At 69.6% G+C, this 22,280-nt stretch carries 15 protein-coding genes and 1 pseudogene; 9 read left to right on the top strand and 7 right to left on the bottom strand.

The annotated features are described in order from the left end of the window. Positions 1 to 456: 456 nt before the first annotated feature. The 5 genes and pseudogenes from AB8998_RS27475 to AB8998_RS27455 all read left to right on the top strand — a co-directional run bounded on the left by AB8998_RS27475 (position 457) and on the right by AB8998_RS27455 (position 6,896). On the top strand, positions 457 to 1,692 hold the full coding sequence (locus AB8998_RS27475; protein WP_369741377.1) for an IS256 family transposase: 1,236 nt from the start codon (positions 457 to 459) through the stop codon (positions 1,690 to 1,692). Positions 1,693 to 1,747: 55 nt separating this feature from the next. After that, positions 1,748 to 2,829 (top strand): annotated as a pseudogene (locus AB8998_RS27470) (HNH endonuclease signature motif containing protein); the annotation flags it as partial. A gap of 40 nt (positions 2,830 to 2,869) precedes the next feature. Further along, on the top strand, positions 2,870 to 3,763 hold the full coding sequence (locus AB8998_RS27465; RefSeq protein WP_369741061.1) for a LysR family transcriptional regulator: 894 nt from the start codon (positions 2,870 to 2,872) through the stop codon (positions 3,761 to 3,763). 167 nt (positions 3,764 to 3,930) lie between these two features. Further along, positions 3,931 to 5,616: an IS1634 family transposase gene (locus tag AB8998_RS27460; protein ID WP_369736745.1), complete on the top strand. Its 1,686-nt coding sequence runs from the start codon at positions 3,931 to 3,933 to the stop codon at positions 5,614 to 5,616. A gap of 125 nt (positions 5,617 to 5,741) precedes the next feature. Further along, entirely contained in the window at positions 5,742 to 6,896 is a 1,155-nt protein-coding gene (locus AB8998_RS27455; protein WP_369741060.1) for an NAD-dependent formate dehydrogenase, read from the top strand. Positions 6,897 to 6,905: 9 nt separating this feature from the next. On the opposite strand, the gene AB8998_RS27450 is transcribed toward AB8998_RS27455, so the two are convergent. The 4 genes from AB8998_RS27450 to AB8998_RS27435 form a co-directional block, all read right to left on the bottom strand. Beyond that, complete coding sequence (locus tag AB8998_RS27450; RefSeq protein ID WP_369741795.1) at positions 6,906 to 8,351, bottom strand: lipase maturation factor family protein; 1,446 nt, start codon at positions 8,349 to 8,351, stop codon at positions 6,906 to 6,908. A gap of 88 nt (positions 8,352 to 8,439) precedes the next feature. Next, positions 8,440 to 12,654, bottom strand: coding sequence for an alpha-(1->3)-arabinofuranosyltransferase domain-containing protein (locus AB8998_RS27445; RefSeq protein ID WP_369741794.1), 4,215 nt, complete (start codon positions 12,652 to 12,654; stop codon positions 8,440 to 8,442). Positions 12,655 to 12,706: 52 nt separating this feature from the next. Beyond that, entirely contained in the window at positions 12,707 to 12,880 is a 174-nt protein-coding gene (locus tag AB8998_RS27440; RefSeq protein WP_144950317.1) for a DUF2613 domain-containing protein, read from the bottom strand. 53 nt (positions 12,881 to 12,933) lie between these two features. Further along, positions 12,934 to 13,131, bottom strand: a complete 198-nt coding sequence (locus AB8998_RS27435; protein ID WP_369741059.1) for a DUF2613 domain-containing protein — start codon at positions 13,129 to 13,131, stop codon at positions 12,934 to 12,936. A gap of 123 nt (positions 13,132 to 13,254) precedes the next feature. Between AB8998_RS27435 and AB8998_RS27430 the strand changes: the two genes are divergently transcribed. The 3 genes from AB8998_RS27430 to AB8998_RS27420 are packed head-to-tail and all read left to right on the top strand — an operon-like array spanning position 13,255 to position 16,350. Then, a complete protein-coding gene (locus tag AB8998_RS27430) occupies positions 13,255 to 14,406 on the top strand; it encodes a glycoside hydrolase family 3 N-terminal domain-containing protein (protein WP_369741058.1) in 1,152 nt (383 codons plus the stop codon). 28 nt (positions 14,407 to 14,434) lie between these two features. Next, complete coding sequence (locus AB8998_RS27425) at positions 14,435 to 15,085, top strand: TetR/AcrR family transcriptional regulator (RefSeq protein WP_369741057.1); 651 nt, start codon at positions 14,435 to 14,437, stop codon at positions 15,083 to 15,085. Further along, complete coding sequence (locus tag AB8998_RS27420) at positions 15,082 to 16,350, top strand: chloride channel protein (RefSeq protein ID WP_369741056.1); 1,269 nt, start codon at positions 15,082 to 15,084, stop codon at positions 16,348 to 16,350. Before AB8998_RS27425 ends, AB8998_RS27420 begins: the two co-directional genes overlap by 4 nt. Positions 16,351 to 16,356: 6 nt before the next feature. Here the strand turns inward: AB8998_RS27420 and AB8998_RS27415 are convergent, their stop codons facing one another. Together AB8998_RS27415 and AB8998_RS27410 are read right to left on the bottom strand one after the other, a co-directional pair. Further along, positions 16,357 to 17,208 (bottom strand): MaoC/PaaZ C-terminal domain-containing protein, encoded by an 852-nt coding sequence (locus AB8998_RS27415; protein ID WP_369741055.1) that lies wholly within the window; start codon positions 17,206 to 17,208, stop codon positions 16,357 to 16,359. Between the two features lie 22 nt (positions 17,209 to 17,230). Then, the gene (locus AB8998_RS27410) at positions 17,231 to 18,595 is read right to left on the bottom strand and encodes a 3-oxoacyl-ACP reductase (RefSeq protein ID WP_369741054.1); all 1,365 of its coding nucleotides are present in this window, start codon (positions 18,593 to 18,595) and stop codon (positions 17,231 to 17,233) included. A gap of 133 nt (positions 18,596 to 18,728) precedes the next feature. On the opposite strand from AB8998_RS27410, the gene AB8998_RS27405 reads away from it, so the two are divergent. Beyond that, positions 18,729 to 20,075 (top strand): acetyl-CoA C-acetyltransferase, encoded by a 1,347-nt coding sequence (locus AB8998_RS27405; protein ID WP_369741053.1) that lies wholly within the window; start codon positions 18,729 to 18,731, stop codon positions 20,073 to 20,075. Positions 20,076 to 20,300: 225 nt separating this feature from the next. On the opposite strand, the gene AB8998_RS27400 is transcribed toward AB8998_RS27405, so the two are convergent. Continuing rightward, positions 20,301 to 22,136: an acyl-CoA dehydrogenase gene (locus AB8998_RS27400; RefSeq protein ID WP_369741052.1), complete on the bottom strand. Its 1,836-nt coding sequence runs from the start codon at positions 22,134 to 22,136 to the stop codon at positions 20,301 to 20,303. Between the last annotated feature and the right edge of the window lie 144 nt (positions 22,137 to 22,280).

Genomic DNA, 22,280 nt, shown 5'->3' with positions numbered 1-22,280 from the left:
AGACATTGATGAGGAACGGCCAGGCTCCTGATCAGGTCATGTCCGCCCCGCCGGGCTCTCGGCGGTGCTTGCTCGCACGTCGCTGGTGAGACAAATCAACTGGAAGACAATCCAGCAGGACGTCAGTCAGTGGGAGGGTCATCACCAGCGGCGAACGAGCAAGACCATCCTCACCCGAACCGGCTGAACACGATCAATGTCGGTGGGTGCGCATAGTTTGACGGTGTGGGTGTTGACCGGGAGGAGCTGGGTGCGGCGTTCGACGCCCTGGATGCCGACCTGGAGACGCTGCTGGGGTTCGACTGCGAGGCGTACACCCTGTCCCACGGGGCGTGTCATTCCATCTGTGTAAGTCCGGGGTGGTCCATCATCGGACCGCCGTTGGGCGGACAGAAGGAGTGTTTTGTGACCAAGACCATGCAGATGCCGGCTGAGGAGACGACCGCGGCGCGGCGGCTGGCCGAGATGTTCACCGAAGAGACGCTGGACTCGTTGATTAAGGATGCGGTGAAGACCGGGACCCCGATCGACGGCGCGGACGGTTTGCTGAACCAGCTGACTAAGGCCGTGCTGGAGCGGGCGCTGAATGCGGAGCTAACCCACCATCTGGGCTATGAGGCCGGCGATCCGGCCGGACGCGGATCGGGAAATTCGCGCAACGGCACCACGCCGAAAACGGTGACCACCGTCAACGGCCCGGTGCAGATCGATGCGCCGCGTGATCGCAACGGCTCGTTTGAGCCGGCGATTGTGCCGAAGAAGACCCGCCGGCTCAACAACATCAATTCGGTGGTGTTGTCGCTGTATTCACGGGGAATGACCACCCGCGATATCGAAGCCCACCTGCAGGAGGTCTATGGGGCGTCGGTGTCGCGGGAGTTGATCTCCAATATCACCGAGGTGGTGGTCGATGAGATCAAGGCCTGGCAGGCCCGCCCGCTCGATGAGGTCTACCCGATCCTCTACATCGATGGGCTGCGGCTGCGGATCGGCGACAACGGGGTCATCACCACCAAGGTCGCCTATTTGGCCATTGGCGTGGATCTGGAGGGCCGCAAACACGCCTTGGGCTGCTGGATCCAGGACTCCGAGGGGGCGAAGTTCTGGCAGAAGGTCGTCATCGACCTGCGCAACCGCGGGGTGCGCGACATCCTCATCGCCTGCTGCGACGGGCTGACCGGTCTGCCTGATGCGATCCGCTCGATCTATCCCGATACCGTGGTGCAGACCTGCGTCGTGCACGTCATTAGGAATGCGATGCGCTTCGTGTCTTATAAGGACCGCAAGAAGGTCGCCACCGCGATGCGGGCGATCTACAGTGCGCCGACCGTCGATGGAGCCGAACTCGCACTCAAGGAGTTCGACCAGCAATTCGGCGCCCAATATCCGGGTGCAATTGACGTGTGGCACAACGCCTGGGGGGAATTCGTTCCGTTCCTGGACTATCCGGTGGAGTTGCGCAAGATCGTCTACACCACCAATGCGATCGAGTCGATCAACTTCCAGTTGCGCAAGATCACCAAGAACCGTGGTCATTTCACGGACAAGGACGCCGCGATGAAGTTGCTGTACCTCGGGCTGCGCAACATCTCCAGCGAGAGAGGAGGCTATTCGGGTACTGGAACGCACAACTGGACTGTGGCGCTCAACACACTCGCCAGACTATTCCCTGGGCGAATCCCATTGTGCTAGAATACAACTCGTAGTCAAATCACCTCTGACTTACACAGAAATCGTGACAGGCTCGTCCCACGCGATCGCCGAGGCCACCTCGATCTCGCGCCCCCAGGCCGCCCGCCGGGTCCGCGAGGCCGCCGACCTAGGCGAGCGACACGGGCTGACCGGCCAACCCCTGCCCCCGGTGTTGGCCGAGACCGCGTTGCGTCAGCGCCAGGGCACGCTCGGACCCGAGCACGTCGCGGTGATCCGCCGCTTCTGCCGCCAGCTGCCCGGCTGGGTCGACCAACCCACCCGCGAACGCGCCGAAGCCGACCTGGCCCGCCACGGCACCCGAATCCGCCCCGAACAACTCAGCGGGCTCGCCGAGCAACTCGACAACGCCCTCAACCCCGACGGCAACTACACCGACGAGGACCGGGCCCGGCGGCGCGGGCTGATCCTGGGCGCCCAGGGCCCCGACAAGAGTCACACCTGAGCGGCTGGATCACCCCCGAACTGCGCGCCACGATCGAAGCCCTGTGGGCCAAACTCGCCGCCCCGGGCATGTGCAACCCCCTCGACGAGCACCCCTGCATCGACGGCACCCCCACCCAGGACGCCATCGACAAAGATGCCCGCGGGCCCGCCCAGCGCCAGCACGACGGCCTGCTCGCCGCACTCAGGGCGATCCTGGCCTCCGGGAAGCTGGGCCAACACAACGGGCTTCCGGCCGCCATCATCGCCACCACCACCCTGGCCGAACTCGAAGCCGCCGCCGGATGCGCCCTCACCGGCGGGGGCACCATCCTGCCCATGTCCGACGTCATCCGCCTGGCCCGCCACGCCCATCACTACCTGGTGATCTTCGACAAAGGCAAAACCCTGGCCCTGTATCACACCAAACGCCTGGCCTCCCCCGCGCAACGAATCGTGCTCTACGCCAAAGACCGCGGCTGCTCGGCGCCCGCCTGCACCGTGGGCGGCTACTACAGCGAAGTCCACCACGTCACCGACTGGGCCACCTGTCGATGCACCGACATCGACGACCTCACCTTCGCCTGCGGCCCCCACCACCGCCTCCTACAACCCCACGGCTGGACCACCCGCAAAAACACCCACTGGCACCCCAAGAAACTGCTCCGCGCAGACGACGACGATGACGCGGCATAGCGGCAGCGGTGTTGCCCGTGTGGCGTGATCGAATGATTCCGTGCTGTTCCGTCAGTTGGAATACTTCGTAGCTCTCGCCCACGAGCGGCATTTCGCGCGTGCGGCCGGCGCCTGCTATGTCTCGCAACCCGCGCTGTCCGAAGCCATCCGCAAGCTCGAACAGGAACTCGACGTGCCACTGGTCCGGCGTGGCCAGAAATTCGAGGGCCTCACCCCCGAAGGCGAGCGGTTGGTGCACTGGGCGCGGCGCATCCTGGCCGACCGCGACGCCCTCAAGCAGGAAGTCGCGGCGCTGCAGACCGGTCTCACCGGCGAGCTCCGGTTGGGTGTGGTGCCGGCGGCCTCGACCACCGTTGCGCTGCTCACGGATCCGTTCTGCGCCGCGCATCCGCTGGTCCGGGTTCGGCTCGAGATGAATCTGCGTTCCGCGGGGATCATCGAACGCGTTCGCCGGTTCGAACTCGACGCCGGGATCGTCTACCCCGACCAGCAGGACACCGACGAGCTCGTCGTCACCCCGCTGTATCGGGAGCGGCCTGTGCTCATCGCCGGTACCGAATTGCTCACCGGCCGGTCCGGCACGATCGCCTGGTCCGAGGCGGTCGAATTGCCGCTGTGCCTGCTGACACCCGGCATGCGTGGGCGCCGGCTCATCGACCAGGCGCTGCAACGCCAGGGGCTCGAGGTGACGCCGCAGCTGGAGACCGACTCGCTGGCGACTTTGCTCGCCCACGTACGCACGGGCCGGTGGGCAAGCATCGTCCCGCAGCCATGGATCGAAACCCTCGGCCCGCCCGCCGGGGTAGCCAGTCTGCCGCTCGATCAGCCACCCGTCACGGCGCTCATCGCGCTCGTCACCACCAAGGCGGAGCCCGGATCACCCGTCACCCGCGCGCTGCTACAGGTCGCGCGCGAGCGGCCTTATCACCGGTGATCGGCGTGGCCTATCGCGCAGTCGGAAACTCGTCTTGGACACCTGCGTCGTCGACCTCCGAGACTGGGATTGGTTGTCCTAGCGGGAGTTTCCAGCCTTTGTAGCTGATCGGCGTGTCTTGCGTTGTGGTGCTTGATGTTTGTGGGGCTGGAGTGTATTACCCATATATGGCGTCGATCGTGGGTAAGCGGCGCGGCAAGCAGACCTATTACTACCTGGTGGAATCGGCCCGCGTGCAAGGTAAGCCGCGCATCGTTTCGCAGCAGTATTTGGGCAGCGCGGAGGAGGTGATGGCGAAGCTGTCGGCGACGCCGGCCGGGCAGCCGATCCGTAGCCAGCACAAGCAGTTCGGGGATCTGGCTGCGGTGTGGTCGATGCTGGCCCGGCTGGATGTGGCCGGCATCGTCAACGACGTGGCGCCCCGGTACGCGAACGCGGCCGCACCGGTGGGCACCTATGTGGCCCTGGCGTGCGCGAACCGGATTGTCGACCCATGTTCCAAGCGTGGCTTCGCCGACTGGTGGGCCACCACGGCCGGGTCACGGTGGGTGAAGCTGGACCGGGCCGCGCTGGATCATCGCCGGTTCTGGGACGCGATGGACCGCCTCGGCCAGACCGAACTGCGTGAGATCGAGACCCGGCTGGGACGGCGGATGGTGACCGAGTTCGGGCTGGATTTGACCGGGCTGGCGTTGGACATGACCAACTTCGCCACCTTCATCGACACCGGCAACGACCGCGCGCCGATCGCGCAGCGGGGCAAGGCCAAGCAGAAACGCACCGATCTGCGGTTGGTCGGGCTGGCCCTGGTCGTCACCCGCGACGGCGGGGTGCCCGTGATCAGCCACCCCTATCCCGGGGACCGGCCCGATGTCACCCAGTTCAGCACCGTCGTCGACGAACTGCTCACCCGCTACCGGGACCTGGTCGAGCACGTGGAGTCGCTGACCGTGGTCTATGACGCCGGGCAAAACAGCAGCGACAACCATGCGGTAGTGGAGGCGCACCGGATCGGGTTCGTCGGTTCGCTGCCGCCCAGCGATCACCCCGAACTGCTGCAGATCCCGACCCGGGACTACCGGCCCGTGGACGACGACCGCTACCCCGAGCTGAGCTATGTCGACACCACCGTCACCGCGCTCGGCGTCACCCGCCGAGCGGTACTCACCCACTCGGCGAACCTGGCGGCCAAACAATCCCGCGGCCTGGACCAGACCCTGGCCAAGGCCCGGCGCCGCCTGGCCGAGCTGGCCGCCCGCCTCGCGCGCGGCCGCACCCGCCGCGACCGCGACCAGGTCCAGGCCGAGATCACCGCGATCCTCAAACCCCGCTGGGTCGCCGACATCATCACCACCACCCTCACCGGCGACACGCCCGCCCAATTGAGGCTGTCCTGGCGCACCGACACCAAGGCCCGAAAGCGCCTGCAAGAACGGCTGTTCGGCAAGCGCATCCTATTCACCAACCGCGACTGGCCGGTACCCGACGTGGTGGCCGCCTACCGATCGCAATCCGACGCCGAATTCGGGTTCCGCCAACTCAAAGACCCCCACGTAGTCTCGTTCAGCCCGATGCACCACTGGACCGACTCCAAGATCCGGGTGCACGTGTTCTACTGCGTGCTCGCCCTGGCCGTCGCCCACCTGATGCGCCGCCAGACCGAGCACGCCGGGCTGCACCTGTCGGTACGCGAACTACTCGACGAACTCTCCGGCATCCAAGAGACCGTGTTGATTTACCACGACGGCAGCAAGGGACGGCCCCGCGTGCAGCGCATGCTCACCGACACCAGCCCCACCCAACAGCGACTCGCCGACCTGTTCGCAATCCACCAATACGCACCCACCCGCTGACCAACAACGCCCAACACAACGACTTGGGTAATACACCAACCCTGCCCAAAAACCCAACCCCACCAGGGCAAATCAGGCCGTCGATCAACGAAGGCCGGAAACTCCCGCTAGAGGGAGGATTCTCAATGGCCAAGTGCGTGATGGTGCTCTACCCCGATCCGGTCGGCGGGTACCCGCCCAGCTACGCCCGCGACGGCATCCCCGCGATCGCGGGCTATCCCGACGGCAGCACCGTGCCCACCCCCTCAAAGGTCGACTTCACGCCCGGGGAGCTGCTCGGCTGCGTCTCGGGCGCGCTGGGTCTGCGGAAGTTCCTTGAAGACAGCGGCCACCAGCTGGTGGTGACGTCGGACAAGGAGGGACCCGATTCCGAATTCGAGCGTGAACTGTCCGACGCGGATATCGTTATCTCCCAACCGTTTTGGCCCGCCTACCTCACCGAGGAGCGCATCGCGAAGGCTCCGCGGCTCAAGCTGGCGCTGACCGCGGGAATCGGCTCGGACCACGTGGACCTCAAGGCGGCCAAAGAGCGCGGGATCACCGTGGCCGAGGTGACGTACAGCAACAGCATCAGCGTCGCGGAGCACACGGTGATGCAGATTCTGGCGCTGGTGCGCAACTTCCTCCCGTCGCATCGCTGGGCCGCCGAAGGCGGCTGGAACATCGCCGACTGTGCCGAGCGCGCCTACGACCTGGAGGGCATGGACGTCGGGCTGATCGCCGCCGGCCGCATCGGGCGGGCGGTACTGCGCCGACTGGCGCCGTTCGACGTCAACCTGCACTACACCGACACACGCCGGCTTGCACCGGAGGTGGAGAGGGAACTGAACGTGACGTTTCACCCCGACGTGGCGTCGCTGGTGAAGTCCGTCGACGTCGTGTCCATCCACTCGCCCCTCTACGAGGACACCCGCCGGATGTTCGACGAGAGGCTGCTGGCCACGATGCGGCGCGGCTCATACATCGTCAACACCGCGCGCGGCGAGGAGACCGTGCCGGACGCCATCGCCGCCGCGCTGACGAGCGGTCAACTCGCCGGCTACGCCGGCGACGTGTGGTACCCGCAGCCGCCGCCGGCCGACCACCCATGGCGCACCATGCCGAACAACGCGATGACACCGCATGTTTCGGGCACCACGCTGTCCGCCCAGGCGCGCTACGCCGCGGGAACCCGTGAGATCTTGGAGTGCTTTTTCGCGGGGACGCCCATCCGTCCCGAGTACCTGATCGTCGAGGGTGGGAAGCTCGCGGGCACGGGAGCGCTGTCCTATCAGAGGTAGCCGGGGCCCTCAGGGCTTCGGAGAGGTCGCCTCCTGCAGCCTCATCGGCGCGACGTACCCGCCCACCGGGGTGCGATGCCACCACGCCCGGTCGCGCCGCAGCTCCGCCGGTGTGGTGAACCGGTACTCGTAGAGCTGCGCGCGCACATATCGGGGCGGGGCGTCGGGAAAGGGGTTGTGCCGCAACAGGCGCAGTGTCGGACGGTCGTTGCGCAGCAGCCGCTGCAGCAGCGGCCGCAGCCACGGCTGGGCATAGCCGGGGGAGATGGCCGCGAACCACATCAGCCAGTCCAGCCGCAGGTGATACGGGGCCCACTGGCGGGGCAGCCGGCCCACCGCACCCGGTTTGCCCTTGAATTCGTATTCCTGCCAGACGGTCTGGCCGGTGATCTTGGCGTCCGCGGTCCCCTCGATCACCACCTCCCGCCGCACCCGGCCGATGCTGCCGAAGGCGCCGTAGGTGTTGACCAGGTGAAACGGGTTGAAGGACATGTTCATCCGCTGGCGCGCGGACAGCATGTTGCGCACCGGCCAGTAGCTCAGGAACAACACGGCCACGGCGAACGCCAGCACCAGGGCGGTGAACCACACCGGCGGCGAAGCCGGCACCGGGTGCCCGGGCAGGGGCAGCAGCGCGCCCCAGGAGGAGTCGTCGATCGTGCTGCACGCCAACAGGATCGTGACCCAGTTGAGCCAGGCGAAGTTGCCCGAGGCCACCAGCCACAGCTGCGTGACGACGACGACCGCCGCGGCGAGGCCGGCCACCGGCTGCGGTGCGAACAACCCGAAAGGCACGACGAGCTGGGCGAAGTGGTTGCCGGCCACCTCGACGCGGTGCAGCGGCTTGGGCAGGTGGTGGAAGAACCAGCTGAACGGACCGGGCATCGGCTGCGTCTCGTGGTGGTAGTACAGGCACGTCAGGTCCCGCCAGCACTCGTCGCCCCGCATCTTGATCAGCCCGGCCCCGAACTCGACCCGGAACAACAGCAGGCGGGCCATCCACAACGTCAGCACCGGCGGGGCCACGCGGTCGTTGCCGAGGAAGATCACCAGAAAGCCGGCCTCCAGCAGCAGCGACTCCCAGCCGAACGAGTACCAGGCCTGCCCGACGTTGACGATCGACAGGTAGAGGACCCACAGCGTCAGCCACAGCAGCATCGCGGCCCACAGCGGCGCGAGGTCGGCCGCGCCGGCGACGAGGGCGGACGCCAGCGCCGCACCGAACCAGGAGACCCCGGCGAACACCCGATCGGAGTAGGCCAGATGAAAGACGCTGGGCGCGGTCCAGAACGACCTGCTGGCCAGGTACCGTGGCACCGGCAGTATTCCGTGCTCCCCGATGAGGGCGCGAAACTGCAGGGCGGCCCCCAGGAACGCCAACAGGTAGACGGCCGCGGTGCCGCGCACGAGCACCAGTCTGCCCAGCCAGTATTCGGGTGCGGACAACCAGCCCATGGCCATGACTCCTCACACGGTGGCGGTCACGCCCACCGGCATATCCAGTGAAGCAGCCGGTAAACCGGCAGCCAAGACCCGAGCCGGGCTATTCGGTGCGCTCGTCGCGGGCCCGGCGCGCCCGCCCGGGCAGCACGACCGCGGAAGCCGCGACCGCGGCGAGCGAGATCAGCGCCGGCAGTTGCACAGTCGCCGAATGCCCGGCGTAGAAGTCGACGGACCGCCACGGATGCCGGGACAGCACCGCCCCGGCCAGGATCAGCCCGCCCGCGCTCAGAGCAACCATGACCGCGTCGGCGTTGCGGTGCCGCAGCGCATACCGCAGCGCGAACGCGGCACCGGCCACGACCACCCCCGCGGCGCCGGCTATCACCGCGGCGGCCGCCAGCACCGCGACCGCCGCCCACACACCGGGCGCCCACGGTGCCGGCGGCGGGTCGCCGTCGCAGCGACGGCGTCGCCACCAGGCGAGCAGGGCCAGCAACGGCAGCAGCGCCAGCCCCAGCACGAGGCCGGCCCGATACTGCGCGTTCGAGGCGAACGTCAGCGTGATGGTGCCGGGATCGCCCGCGGGCACCACCCAGCCCTGCTGCCATCCGTTGACGGCCACCGGCGTCAGCCGGACCCCGGCGGCGGTGCGCGCCACCCAGCCGGGGTTGACGCTCTCGGGAACGACCAGCACCCGGGGCCGCGGCGACGCCGGCGCGCGCACCTCGCGGTGATCGGAGCTCCACGCTCCGGTCGCCGCGGGCGTGGCGGCGCCGGAACCGACGGGCAGCTCGGTCGTCCCGGCAGCCGCCAGCTGGGCCCCGTCCACCACGAACGCGGCGCCCGGGCTGATCAGCAGCTCCTGCCGGCCGGCCGGCAGCGCGATCGGGTCGCGTTCGCAGGGCAGCGCGGGTACGGGGTCACCGGCCAGCAGTGCGCCCGCGGTGGTCCGGATCGAGGTGTGCACGAATCGGCCGGCGACCGCGATGACGGGGCCGTGGTCGCAGTCGACGGCGACCTCCCGCGACCGGTTGCGGGCGGCGTCGGCGGGCGCGATCGGCCTGCCGTCGGCGCCGAGGACCGTGATCTCGGCCAGCCCCGGGGGTTTGAGCTGGTCGAATCCCAGCGCGTTGCGGTCGATGACGTCCTGCCAGTGCAGCAGGCTGACGGTGACGGTGCCGGTGACGCGTGGGTGCAGCGAAACCGTCTGGGCCCCGTCGGCTTTCACCTCTCGGACCTGGGGGCCGTCGCCCAGGTTGACGGCCACCAGCGTCGGGCGCGCCGGTAGCGCCGCGCCGCTGGGCACCACGCGCAGCCCGGTCACCTCGGTGGGCCGCGGCAGGGTGAGGGTCAGCGTCGGCGGGACTTTGTGCTGCACCAGCCGCTGCGGCGCCGTCCACGCGGTGGCCGGGTCGCCGTCGGTGGCCGCGTACGCGGAGCCCAGGACGTCCACCGTGTCGGCATCGCCCTGTGCCCGAGTGGTATTCGGCTCGGCGATCAGATCGGCCAGCTTGGGTCCCTGCCGGGGCCGCACCCACACCGTCGGGGTCACCGACGTCGGCTTCGGCACGGCCAGGGTGCGGCTGACGGTGACCGGCTCCTCGGCCACCAGCGCCATCGACGCCGCGCAGCGCACGCTGTCCGGCGCCGGGGCGCATCCCGGCCGGCCGAGCAGTTCCGGGCCCAGGTCCCAGCCCGCGACGGCCGCGCCCGGCGGCGGCGCCGGAACCAGAGCGGTGTGGCGCAGGTCGACGGGATGGGCGAAGCCCGACGCGTCGTACTGGGTGATCGACAGCTCGGTGATGCCGAACTGCACGCCGGAGGACCCGTTGTCGGTGCCGGCCGCGGTGATCCGCACCCACGGGGTCTCGCCGTAGGGCAGTGCGGCGGTGAGCGGCTCGCCGGCCTTGTCGAATCGCAACGTGGTGCTGCCGGTGGCGGTTTCGACCAGGATGCGGCGCACCTGGGCGCCGACGGCGGTCGGGCTGGGCGTCACGGTGATGACCGCGTTGGTCAGCGGATGGTCGAAGTCGACCTGGAACCACTGCCCGACGGCGGCCTGCAATCCGTTGGACACCCAGGCGGTCGCCGGGTCGCCGTCGACCGCGGCGGCGGGGGAGGTGGCCGGGGCGACGTCGGGCATCGCCGTGGCGTCCGACGAGGAACTGGACACGGTGACGCGGCCGCCGGTCCAGGCGCCGTACACCACTTCGGCGCCGGGCGCCGGGTAGTCGGGCACCCGGTTGAAGGTGTGCCGGGTGTCGCCGGCCGCCCTTACGGCCGAGGAGTGCTGGTCCACCCGGCCGTAGTCGGTTTCGCGGGCCACCGGGGTGTCGGTGACGGTCACGAGCGGTGTCGGCAGGCCGGCGCGCCGGGCGTCCGCGGTCATCAGCACCGGGCCCAGTGCGGGCTGTCCCCGCAGCCGCCGGCGCTCGTCGAGGCGCAGCAGCACCTCGGGCCCGCCGTCGACGCGGCCCAGCCCGTCGGTGTCGGCGAAGTAGGGCGCGCCGGGGTCGCCGGCCACCTCCACCCGGTAGATCTCGACCGCGGGATAGCGCGGCCGCAGTCCGCTGTCGGCGACGAAGCCCGCCACGGAGCCGGGGCCCACCGGCGCGCCGAACTGCGCCACCTTCGCCAGGCGCGGCGACCCCTCGACGGCGCGGTGCACCAGGATGGGGCGCGCCGAGCGCGAGGTGTCGGGATCCAGGTCGTTGCGCAGCACCAGATACGAAATGCCCTGGCGCGCAAGGGTGTCGGCGAGTCCGGCCGACGGACGCCCGGCGGCGAACAGGCGTTGCACCGAATCCAGCGCCCGGATGGTTTGCGGCGGCGTCAGCGGGATGGAGTCGCGCACCCCCCACGGGCTGTCGCCGAGCACCTGCAACGGCTCGTCGTGGCTGGTGCCCCACACCTGGGTGGCAAACGGCGCCCCGGGCACCACGAGCACGCGCCCGGGCCGCGGCGTCCCGGTGTTGTGCTCGTCGAGCCACGCGGCGGCGTCCTGCCAGTAGCGCGGTATCGCGGTGAACGCGCCGGGCGGGGTCAGCCGGCCGGTCCAGGCCAGCGACGTGCTGACCAGCAGCGCCGTGAACACCACGATCGCGACCGCGACCCGCCTGTCGCGTTCCGGGTGGGCGAACGCCCGCAGCCACACCCGCGCCGGGCTGAAACCGGGAAGGGGCACCCGGCCCAGCAACTGGGCGATGCCCAGCGCCACCGGGATCCGCACGACCGATTCCAGCTTGTGCACGTTGCGCAGCGGCGCGCCGCCGGCGTCCAGGAACGCCTGCACCTGATGCGCCAGGGGCGATCCCAGCCCCCCGCTGTAGCCCGCGGCCATCAGCAGCACACCGACCAGCAGCATCGTCACCAGCCGGCCCCGCGCGGGCATGCCCCCGCCGTTGTCGAAACCGGCCAGCCCGGCCAGCCCGGCCGCCGCGACCAGGCAGGTGCCCAGGATGGCCGCCGACCCGGTCACCAGCGGCGCGCCCGCGGTGGCGCTCGGCGCGACGAACGGGGTCCAGCTGTCGGTGCCGCGCAGGATCTCGGTCAGCGACGACCACTGGGTGGTCACGCCCGAGGATTCGATGAAGTCCAGGAAGGGGGGACTGATGGCGTGCAGCTGGGCCAGCGCCACCACCCACCACAGCACCGCCAGCGTCACCGAGAGCGCCCACCACCCGGTGTAGCGCCACCACAGCCGGTTCGGCCGGTGGCAGGCCCACCAGATCACCGCGGGCAGGCAGCCGGCCAGCGTCGCGATGGCGTTGACCGCACCCATCAACGCGACCGCCAGCCCGGCCTGCCCGGCCAGCGCCCGCACGGACCTGCCGGAGCGACCCCGCAGTGCCAGGATCGTCGGCAGCAGCACCCAGGGCGCCAGCATCATCGGCAGCGTTTCCGACGAGATCGACCCGAGCGTGGTCAGTACCCGCGGCGACAGCGCGAACGCGGCCGCGGCGATCACCCGGGATGCCGGGCTGCCGACGCCCAGCGCCTCGGCGACCCGCAGAACCCCCCAGAAACCCGCGGCGAGCAGCAGCGCCCACCACAGGCGCTGAGTCGCCCAGCCGGGTATCCCCAGCAGGTGGCCGGCCAGGAAGAAGGTGCCGTGCGGGAACAGGTAGCCGTAGGCCTGGTTCTGCGCCTGGCCGAACGGTAGGTCGCTGTTCCACAGGCTGGTCGCGCGGCCCAGAAACCGCAGGGGGTTGGCGGTCAGGTCGAGTTTGGTGTCGGGGGAGATCCGGCCGGGGGACTGGGCGAACGTCAACGCCAGCGCGAATGCGGCGGCCAAGAGCAGCCACAGCCGGGACAGCGGGGCGGCCGGCGGGGGCGGGACCGGCGCACCGGCCCGCGTCCGCGCCGGGTCAGCTACGGTTGCCGTACTCGACCCGGTTGAGCACTGACGACTGCGGATCGCCCCCGGGAAGTGGCGGCTTCGTGTCCTGCTGCACCATCAACGTCACCCCGAAAGTCGCTGCCGCACCCAGCAACAGACCCACCACCACGCTGGCGGCGGCGGGCGCGACGATCCTGTTCATCGGGGGCTCCTCGGGACGTGCAGACCTAGCGCCAACCTAGCAGACGGGTCGCCTCACGGCCGCGGGCAATCCTGCCCGTGACCACACCGGTCGCCGTACTGCACGACGGCGGGGCGGGCCGGGGCGGGCGGCGCCTGCGCGGGCGCCATGTCGTGGTCCGCCACGGCGAGCGTGACGCCGACGGTCGTGACGGCGCCGATCGAGAGACCCGCCACCATGCTGGCCGCGGCGGCCAGCAGCAGCCTGGTCATTGGTGGCTCCTTGGGTTTCGTCCCTGTGAATCCCCCGTGGAATGCCCCGGGGATCGGGCGTCAAACGTCACGCGGCGCGCCCCGAGACCGGAGCCCCGGACGGGGCCGTGACACCATGTGCCGATGCCTTTTCCGCGCACCCTGGCCGCGCTGGCCGCAGCATCGGTAATGGCGGGCGCGCTGGTGGCGGGCTGCGGCCAGCACGCCGCACGGCCCCCCGCCGCCTCCTCGGGCGCGGCGGCCAAGCCCGCTCCCGCGCCGGCCTGCGGCGACCCCACGGCCCAGCTGTCGACCCGCGACAAGCTGGCGCAGCTGTTGATGGTGGGGGTGAAGAACGCCGACGACGCCCGGGAAGTCGTCGACGGATACCACGTCGGCGGCATCTTCATCGGCAGCTGGACGGACCTGTCGATCTTCCGGGGGCCCCTGGCCGACATCGCCGCGCACGCGGGTCCGCTGCCGCTGGCGGTCAGCGTCGACGAGGAGGGCGGCCGGGTGTCCCGCTTGAGGTCGCTGATCGGGTCGTCCCCCTCACCCCGGGTGCTGGCCCGGACGCAGACCGTCGCGCAGGTACACGACCTGGCTGCCGAGCGTGGCAAGAAGATGCGCGAACTCGGCATCACCGTCGACTTCGCCCCGGTGGTCGACGTCACCGACGCCCCCGACGATTCCGTGATCGGCGACCGCTCGTTCGGCAGCGACCCGAAGACGGTCACCGACTACGCCGGCGCGTACGCGCAGGGCCTGCGCGACGCCGGGTTGCTGCCGGTGCTCAAGCATTTCCCCGGGCACGGGCACGGCTCCGGCGACTCGCATTCGGGTGGGGTGGTGACGCCGCCGCTGAGCGAGCTGCAAACCGCCGACCTGGTGCCCTACCGGACGTTGGTGAAGGCGGCCCCGGTCGCGGTGATGATGGGACACCTGCAGGTTCCCGGGCTGACCGACGGCGTCCCGGCCAGCCTCAGCAGGCCTGCGGTGCAGTTGCTGCGCGACGGCACCGGCTATGGCGGCCCGGCGTTCAACGGCCCGGTGTTCAGCGACGACCTGTCGAGCATGGCCGCGATCTCCGATCGCTACGGCGTCGCCGAGGCGGTACTGCGCAGCCTGCAGGCGGGCACCGACGTCGCGCTGTGGGTCACCACGGCGGAGGTTCCCGCGGTGCTCGACCGGCTCGACAAGGCGGTCGCCGCCGGCGAACTGGCGATGCCGGCAGTCAACGAGTCGGTGGTGCGCGTGGCGGCGATGAAGGGCCGCAGCCGGGCGTGCGGGCGCTGATACTCCGCGAAGTCGTTACTCTTGGTGCATGGCAGGTGGTACCAAGCGGCTGCCGCGTGCCGTGCGCGAGCAGCAGATGCTCGATGCCGCGGTGCAGATGTTCTCGGTCAACGGCTACCACGAGACCTCGATGGACGTCATCGCGGCCGAGGCGCGGATCTCCAAGCCGATGCTCTACCTGTACTACGGCTCCAAGGAAGACCTGTTCGGGGCGTGCCTGAACCGCGAGTTGAGCAGGTTCATCGACGCGGTGCGCGCCGACATCGACTTCACGCAGAGCCCCAGGGACCTGATGCGCAACACCATCGGGTCGTTCCTGCGCTACATCGACACCAACCGGGCGTCGTGGATCGTGATGTACACGCAGGCCAGCAGCTCGCAGGCGTTCGCCCACATGGTGCGCGACGGGCGCGAGCAGATCATCGAGATGGTGGCGGGCCTGGTGCGCGCCGGCAGCCGCACCCCGCGGTCGGAGACCGAACACCAGATGATGGCCGTGGCGCTGGTGGGCGCCGGTGAGGCGATGGCCACCCGGCTCTCCACCGGCGACATCGACGTCGACGAGGCGGCCGAGCTGATGATCGACCTGTTCTGGCACGGTCTGCGTGGCGCCCCGGAGGATCGCGAGCCTGCGACGGCGCTGCACGACGTCGGCGGTCCGGGCACCTTGTCGGAGTGACCCCTACCTTCGTACGCCGCAACCTGGACTTCTTCTGCGCGGTGATCGCCGTCGGCCTGCTGGCCGGGGTCGCCGGATTGACGACGTCGGCGGTGCTGCGCTTCGTCGAGCACCTGACCTACCACTACACCTTCGGGACGCTGCTGGCCGGGATCACCGGCAGCAGCCCGGTGCGCCGTGCGCTGGGGCCCATGATCGGCGCTGTGGTGGCGGCGGTCGGCTGGTGGCTCCTGCGGCGAAGGACGAAGGTGCCAGAGCTCGCGCAGACCGTAGCCCGCGGGGAGCGGGTACCGCGCCTGACGTGGAGCGTCGACGCCCTGCTGCAAGTCGTGCTGGTCGGTTCCGGTGCCTCCCTCGGCCGGGAGGGGGCTCCGCGCCAGTTCGCGGCCGCCCTCGGCGACGTGGCCCTCGGTTGGCTCAGGAGGCTACCCGCAAGCGACCGGCAGATCCTGCTGGCGTGCGCGGCCGGGGCCGGGCTCGGCGCGGTCTACGCCGTTCCGCTGGCCGGCGCGCTGTTCTCGGTGCGCATCGTCCTGAAGACCTGGCGGTTGCGGGCGCTGGGGACGGCTTTGATCACCTCCAGCCTCGCCGTCGCGGTCGGTTCGCTCATCACCAAGGACCGCCCCGTGCTGAACTGGCCCAACCTGGGGCTGGCACCGGTGCTGACCGGGCATGCGCTGCTGCTGGCCCCAGTGGCGCTTGCGGTGGGACTGGCGTTCGACCGGCTGATGGCGGCCGCCCGCCCGGCGCGCCAGCTGCGGACGTGGGTGCTGGTTCCTGCGCTCGCGGCCGCCGGGCTGGTGATGGGCGTCTTGTCGCACTGGTGGCCCGAGCTGCCCGGCAACGGGCGCAGCATCCTGACCGTCAGCCTGGCCAGCGGTATGACGCTGTCGGGGGCCGCGTTGCTCCTCGTCCTCAAACCGCTGCTGACCGCGCTGTTCCTGCGCGCCGGCGGTGCCGGCGGCATGCTGACGCCGTCGCTGGCCACCGGTGCGGCGGCCGGGTCGCTGATGGCGCTTGTCATCGACTGGGCACTCGGGACCCATCTGCATTTGCCGACGGTCTCGCTGGCCGGCGCCGCGGGGGTGCTCGCCGTCACCCAGGGGTCGCCGCTGTGGGCTGCGGTCTTCGTCTGGGAACTCGCCGAGCCCCCGCTGTGGCTGTTTCAGATCTTCCTGGTCACCGCGGTCGGCGCGCACCTGCTCAAAGTTGTCGCGTCGGTTCGCGATACGCCCCCGCCGACGCCATACCCGCGCACCCGCTGAAAGCAGTTACAGCGCGCGGACGGTCCCCGTCAGGTACGGGTAGTTCTTGGCGACGTTGCGCAGCTCCAGGTCCCAGCCCGCGGCGCCGGTGTCGCATTCCCGGACGTAAAGGCCCGCGGTGGCCGGCAGTACCAGCGGCTTGCCGAACCGCACCGAATACCGCACCGCATCGGGCAGCCGTGCCTCGATGTTCGCCAATACCGCCGCGGCACTGAACATCCCGTGCGCGATGACCGTGGGGAAACCGAACAGCCTGGCGGCGATCGGGTTGGTGTGGATCGGGTTGTGATCGCCGGCGACGGCGGCGTAGCGGCGGATCTGTCCCGGTGTCACCCGCAGCAGCGCGCTGGGCGGCGGCAGCTTCGGCGGCTTCTGCGGCGGCGGCTTCGGTTCGTCCGACAGGCTCGTGCGCTGCTGGTGCAGAAACGTCGTCACCTGGTGCCACGCGTCGTCGTTGCCGACGCTGACGTCGGTCACCAGGTCGACCAGCAGGCCTTTGCGGTGTTCGCGCAGGTTCTCCGCGCGCACCCGCACCCCGACCGTGTCGGTCACCGCGATCGGCCGGTAGGCGGTGATGTGGTTCTCGGTGTGCACCGCTCCCATCGCCGCGAACGGAAAGTCGAAACCGGTCACCAGCGACATCACCGCGGGGAAGGTCAACGCGAACGGGTAGGTCAGCGGCACGTGGTTGCCGTAGCGCAGGCCGGTGAGCGACGCGTAGGCGGCGACGTTGGCGTGGTCGATGGGCACCTCCTCGACCGTGACCGTGCGGGTCGGCAGCTGGTCCGAACGGGCCACCAGCGGGAGGGCCCCGGCCGCTGCGCGCAGCATGTTCAGCATGCCGCTCGGCTGATTCATCGTGTTCTCCCGGGAGTTGTGGTCACGCGCCCAGCATGGCCTGGCCGCAGACGCGGATGACGTTGCCGGTCACCGCGTTGGAGGCCGGGTTGGCGAAGTAGGCGATGGTCTCGGCGACGTCGACCGGCTGGCCGCCCTGCAGCAGCGAGTTCATCCGCCGGCCCACCTCGCGGGTCATCAGCGGGATGGCCTCGGTCATCTTGGTCTCGATGAAGCCGGGTGCGACGGCGTTGATCGTGATGCCCTTCTCGTAGAGTCCCGGTGCCAGGGCCTGGGTCAGGCCGATCATCCCGGCCTTGGTGGTGGCGTAGTTGGTCTGCCCGCGGTTGCCCGCGATGCCTGCCATCGAGGACAGGCCGATCACCCGGCCGCCCGCGCCAATGCTGCCGTTGCCGACCAGCCCCTCGGTGAGCCGCAGCGGGGCGAGCAGGTTGACCGCCAGCACGGCGTCCCAGCGGGCGTCGTCCATGTTGGCCAGCAGCTTGTCGCGGGTGATGCCGGCGTTGTTGACCAGGACGTCGGCGTGGCCGCCGTAGTGGTCGCGCAGGTGCTGGGTGATCCTGTCGACGGCGTCCTCGGCGGTGACGTCGAGCGCCAGCGCGGTGCCCCCCACCCGGCTCGCGACCTCGGCCAGAGACTCGGCGGCCGACTCCACGTCGACCGCGACGACGCGCGCGCCGTCGCGGGCGAACACCTCGGCGATGGTCGCGCCGATGCCGCGGGCGGCGCCGGTCACGATGGCGACCTTGCCATCCAGCGGGCGGTCCCAGTCGCCCGGCGCGGTGGAGTCGGCCTCCCCGATGTAGAACACCTGGCCGTCCACGTACGCCGACTTGCCCGACAGGATGAAGCGCAGGGTCGATTCCAGGCCCGTCGCGGCCGGCTTGGCGTGCGGCGACAGGTACACCAGCGCCGCGGTGGCGCCGTGGCGCAACTCCTTGCCCAGCGAGCGGGTGAAGCCCTCCAGGGCGCGCTGCGCGATCTGTTCGTCGGTGCCGGCGGCCGCGTTGGGCGTGGTGCCGACGACCACGACGCGCGACGAGTGCCCGAGGTTGCGCAGCACCGGGGTGAAGAACTCGTACAGTCCGCGAAGCCCGTCCGGCGCCGTGATGCCGGTGGCGTCGAAGACGAGGCCGCCGAACTTGTCGGCCCAGCGGCCGCCGATGTTGTTGCCGACCACCTCGTAGTCCTCGGCCAGTGCCGCGCGCATCGGCTCGACCACCCGGCCTTCCCCGCCGATCAGCAGCGATCCGGCCAGGGGCGGGTCGCCGGGTGAGTACCGGCGCAGCGTCTCGGGCTGGGGGAGCCCGAGCTGTTTTGCCAGGAACGACCCGGGGCCGGAGTTGACCACCTGTGATAACAGATCGGACGAAAGCTTGGGAGCCACTGCACTGCCTTCCATTTCCTCGGGGGTCGGTAGTTTCGATTCCTATAGGGCCAACGGTATCGATGCTGAACTTACTTCAGAGTAAGAACAGCCGGTAGTATGGCCCCCGACGACCCACACCGACATACCGGAGATGATCGTGGCCCCTGCAGAGGCAAACAACCAGGCTGCCCGGACGAGCGCTCAGACCAGGCGACGCGTCGCCGTGCTGGGTGGCAACCGGATCCCCTTCGCCCGCTCGGACGGCGCCTACGCCGAGGCGTCCAACCAGGACATGTTCACCGCGGCCCTGGACGGCTTGGTGGACCGGTTCGGCCTGGCCGGCGAGCGGCTGGGCGTGGTGGTCGGCGGCGCGGTCCTCAAACACAGCCGCGACTTCAACCTGACGCGGGAGAGCGTGCTGGGTTCCGAGCTGTCGTCGTACACGCCCGCGTTCGACATCCAGCAGGCCTGCGGAACCGGCCTGCAGGCGGCCATCGCCGCGGCCGACGGGATCGCGTCGGGCCGCTACGAGGTGGCCGCCGCCGGCGGGGTGGATACCACCTCCGACCCGCCGATCGGGTTTGGCGACGACCTGCGCCGCACCCTGCTGCGGCTGCGCCGGGCCGCGTCGCACGTCGAGCGGCTCAAGCTGGTCGGCAAGCTGCCAGCCACCCTCGGCGTCGAGATTCCGGCCAACAAGGAGCCGCGCACCGGGATGTCGATGGGTGAGCACGCGGCCGTCACCGCCAAGCAGATGGGCATCACACGCGTCGACCAGGACGAGTTGGCCGCCGCCAGTCATCGCAACATGGCCGCCGCCTACGACCGGGGCTTCTTCGACGACCTGGTCACGCCGTTTTTGGGGCTCTACCGCGACGACAACCTGCGTCCGGACTCCAGCGCGGAGAAGCTGGCCAGGCTGAAGCCGGTCTTCGGGGTCAAGGCCGGTGACGCGACGATGACGGCCGGCAACTCGACACCGCTGACCGACGGGGCGTCCGTGGCCCTGCTGGCCTCCGAGGACTGGGCGAGCAGCCATTCCCGGGCGCCGCTGGCCTACTTGGTGGACGCGGAGACCGCCGCGGTGGACTACGTCAACGGACGTGACGGCCTGCTCATGGCGCCGACCTACGCGGTGCCGCGGCTGCTGGCGAGAAACGGTCTGAGCCTGCAGGACTTCGATTTCTACGAGATCCACGAGGCATTCGCGTCGGTGGTGCTGGCGCACCTGCAGGCGTGGGAATCCGAGGACTACTGCAAGGAACGGCTGGGCCTCGACGCCGCGCTGGGTTCGATCGACCGGTCCAAGCTGAACGTCAACGGTTCGTCGCTGGCCGCCGGCCACCCCTTCGCGGCCACCGGCGGCCGGATTCTCGCCCAGGCGGCCAAGCAGGTCGCTGAGAAGAAGGCGGAGCGAAAAGGCAGTGGCACCGTCCGGGCGCTGATCTCGATCTGTGCCGCCGGTGGTCAGGGCGTCGCGGCGATCCTGGAGTCCTGATGGCACCCGGCCCAACGGAAATGACATGGGTCACACCCGGTTAGTCGCCCCGACGCCGGGTAACCCAAAAGTCCGGAAGCCCCGTGTTGTGGTCTGACCCCCCGACCCCGACGGCAATACGGGGCATCCCTTAATCTGCCGCCCGTCGGGCGTGACGGGCGCGCGAAATGGACCGCCGCTGGAAAGAGGGGATCCAGCGGCGGTCTTTTCGCGTCTCGGTGCCCGTCAGAAGGCGGCTTCGTCGAGCTCCATGATGTCGTTGTCCAGCGTCTCGATCACCTCGCGGGTGGCGGTCAGCATCGGCAGGAAGTTCTTTGCGAAGAAGGACGCGACCGCGACCTTGCCCTCGTAGAACGAGCGGTCCTCGCCGGTGGCGCCCGCGTCGAGCGCGGCCACGGCCACCGCGGCCTGACGCTGCAACAACCAGCCGATGACCAGGTCGCCGACGCTCATCAGGAAGCGCACCGACCCCAGTCCGACCTTGTACAGGCTCGTGACGTCCTCCTGGGCGGCCATCAGGTAGCCGGTCAGCGCGCCGGCCATCGCCTCGACGTCGGCCAGCGCCCTGGCCAACAGCTCGCGCTCGGACTTCAGCCGCCCGTTGCCTGACTCGCTGTCCACGAACTCCCGGATCTGGCCCGACACGTGGGCCAGCGCCACGCCCTTGTCGCGGACGATCTTGCGGAAGAAGAAGTCCTGCGCCTGGATGGCGGTCGTGCCTTCGTAGAGCGAGTCGATCTTGGAGTCCCGGATGTACTGCTCGATCGGGTAGTCCTGCAGGAAGCCGGACCCGCCCAGGGTCTGCAGGCTCTCGGTCAGCTTCGCGTACGCCTGCTCGGAGCCCACGCCCTTGACCACCGGAAGCATCAAATCGTTGACCTTGACGGCAAGGTCGGCGTCGACCCCGTGCAGCGCTCGGGCGACCGCGGCATCCTGATAGGTCGCGGTGAACAGGTACAGCGCCCGCAGCCCCTCGGCGTAGGCCTTCTGGGTCATCAGCGACCGGCGCACGTCCGGGTGGTGCGTGATGGTCACTCGCGGCGCGGTCTTGTCGGTCATCTGGGTCATGTCGGCGCCCTGCACCCGCGACTTGGCGTATTCCAGCGCGTTGAGGTAGCCGGTCGACAGGGTCGCGATGGCCTTGGTGCCGACCATCATCCGGGCCATCTCGATGACCTCGAACATCTGCGCGATACCGTTGTGCACCTCGCCGACCAGCCAGCCCTTGGCGGGCACGTCGTGCTGGCCGAACGACAACTCACAGGTCGCCGATACCTTCAGGCCCATCTTGTGCTCGACGTTGGTCACGAACACGCCGTTGCGCTCACCCGGTTCGCCGGTCTCGAAGTCGAACAGGAACTTGGGCACCATGAACAGGGACAGTCCCTTGGTGCCGGGACCGGCGCCCTCGGGGCGGGCCAGCACCAGGTGGACGATGTTCTCGAACAGGTCGTCGGAGTCGGCGGAGGTGATGAATCGCTTCACGCCCTCGATGTGCCAGGACCCGTCGTCCTGCCGAACGGCCTTGGTGCGGCCGGCGCCCACGTCCGAACCGGCGTCCGGCTCGGTGAGCACCATGGTCGCGCCCCACCCGCGCTCCGCGCACAGCACCGCCCACTTCTTCTGCTCCTCGGTACCGAGGTGGTAGATGATGTTGGCGAATCCGGCACCGCCGGCATACATCCACACCGCCGGGTTCGCGCCGAGGATGTGCTCGTGCAGCGCCCACACCAGCGCCTTGGGCATCGGCATGCCGCCCAGCGCCTCGTCGATGCCGGCCTTGTCCCACCCCGCTTCCAGGAGGGCCCGGACGGACTGCTTGAAGGATTCCGGCAGCGACACGGCATGGGTCTTCGGGTCGAACACCGGCGGGTTGCGGTCTCCGTCGGCGAACGACTCGGCGACGGGCCCCTCGGCCAACCGGCTCATCTCCGTCAACATCTCGCGGGCGGTCTCGGCGTCCAGGTCGCCGTACTCGCCCGCCCCTAAAGCCTTGTCAACGCCCAGCACGTCGAACAGGTTGAACACCTGGTCGCGAACGTTGCTCTTGTAGTGGCTCACTACGGTCCTCCTCGTTGAGACTGCCACACAGTGGTTGGGTACTAGGTCTAAGTTACCCACCAGTAACTCAGCTAAAATATCTCCGCCGGACAGCTCCACGCAAGTCGGTGTGAGCTAAATTTCACAATCTAATCAACCAACCGG

Origin of the sequence: Mycobacterium sp. HUMS_12744610 (assembly GCF_041206865.1) — a bacterium.
In the GTDB taxonomy this organism is placed as follows: Bacteria; Actinomycetota; Actinomycetes; order Mycobacteriales; family Mycobacteriaceae; genus Mycobacterium; species Mycobacterium servetii.
Note: the sequence above shows the minus strand (reverse complement) of the source record. Positions and strands in the feature narration are given on the sequence as shown.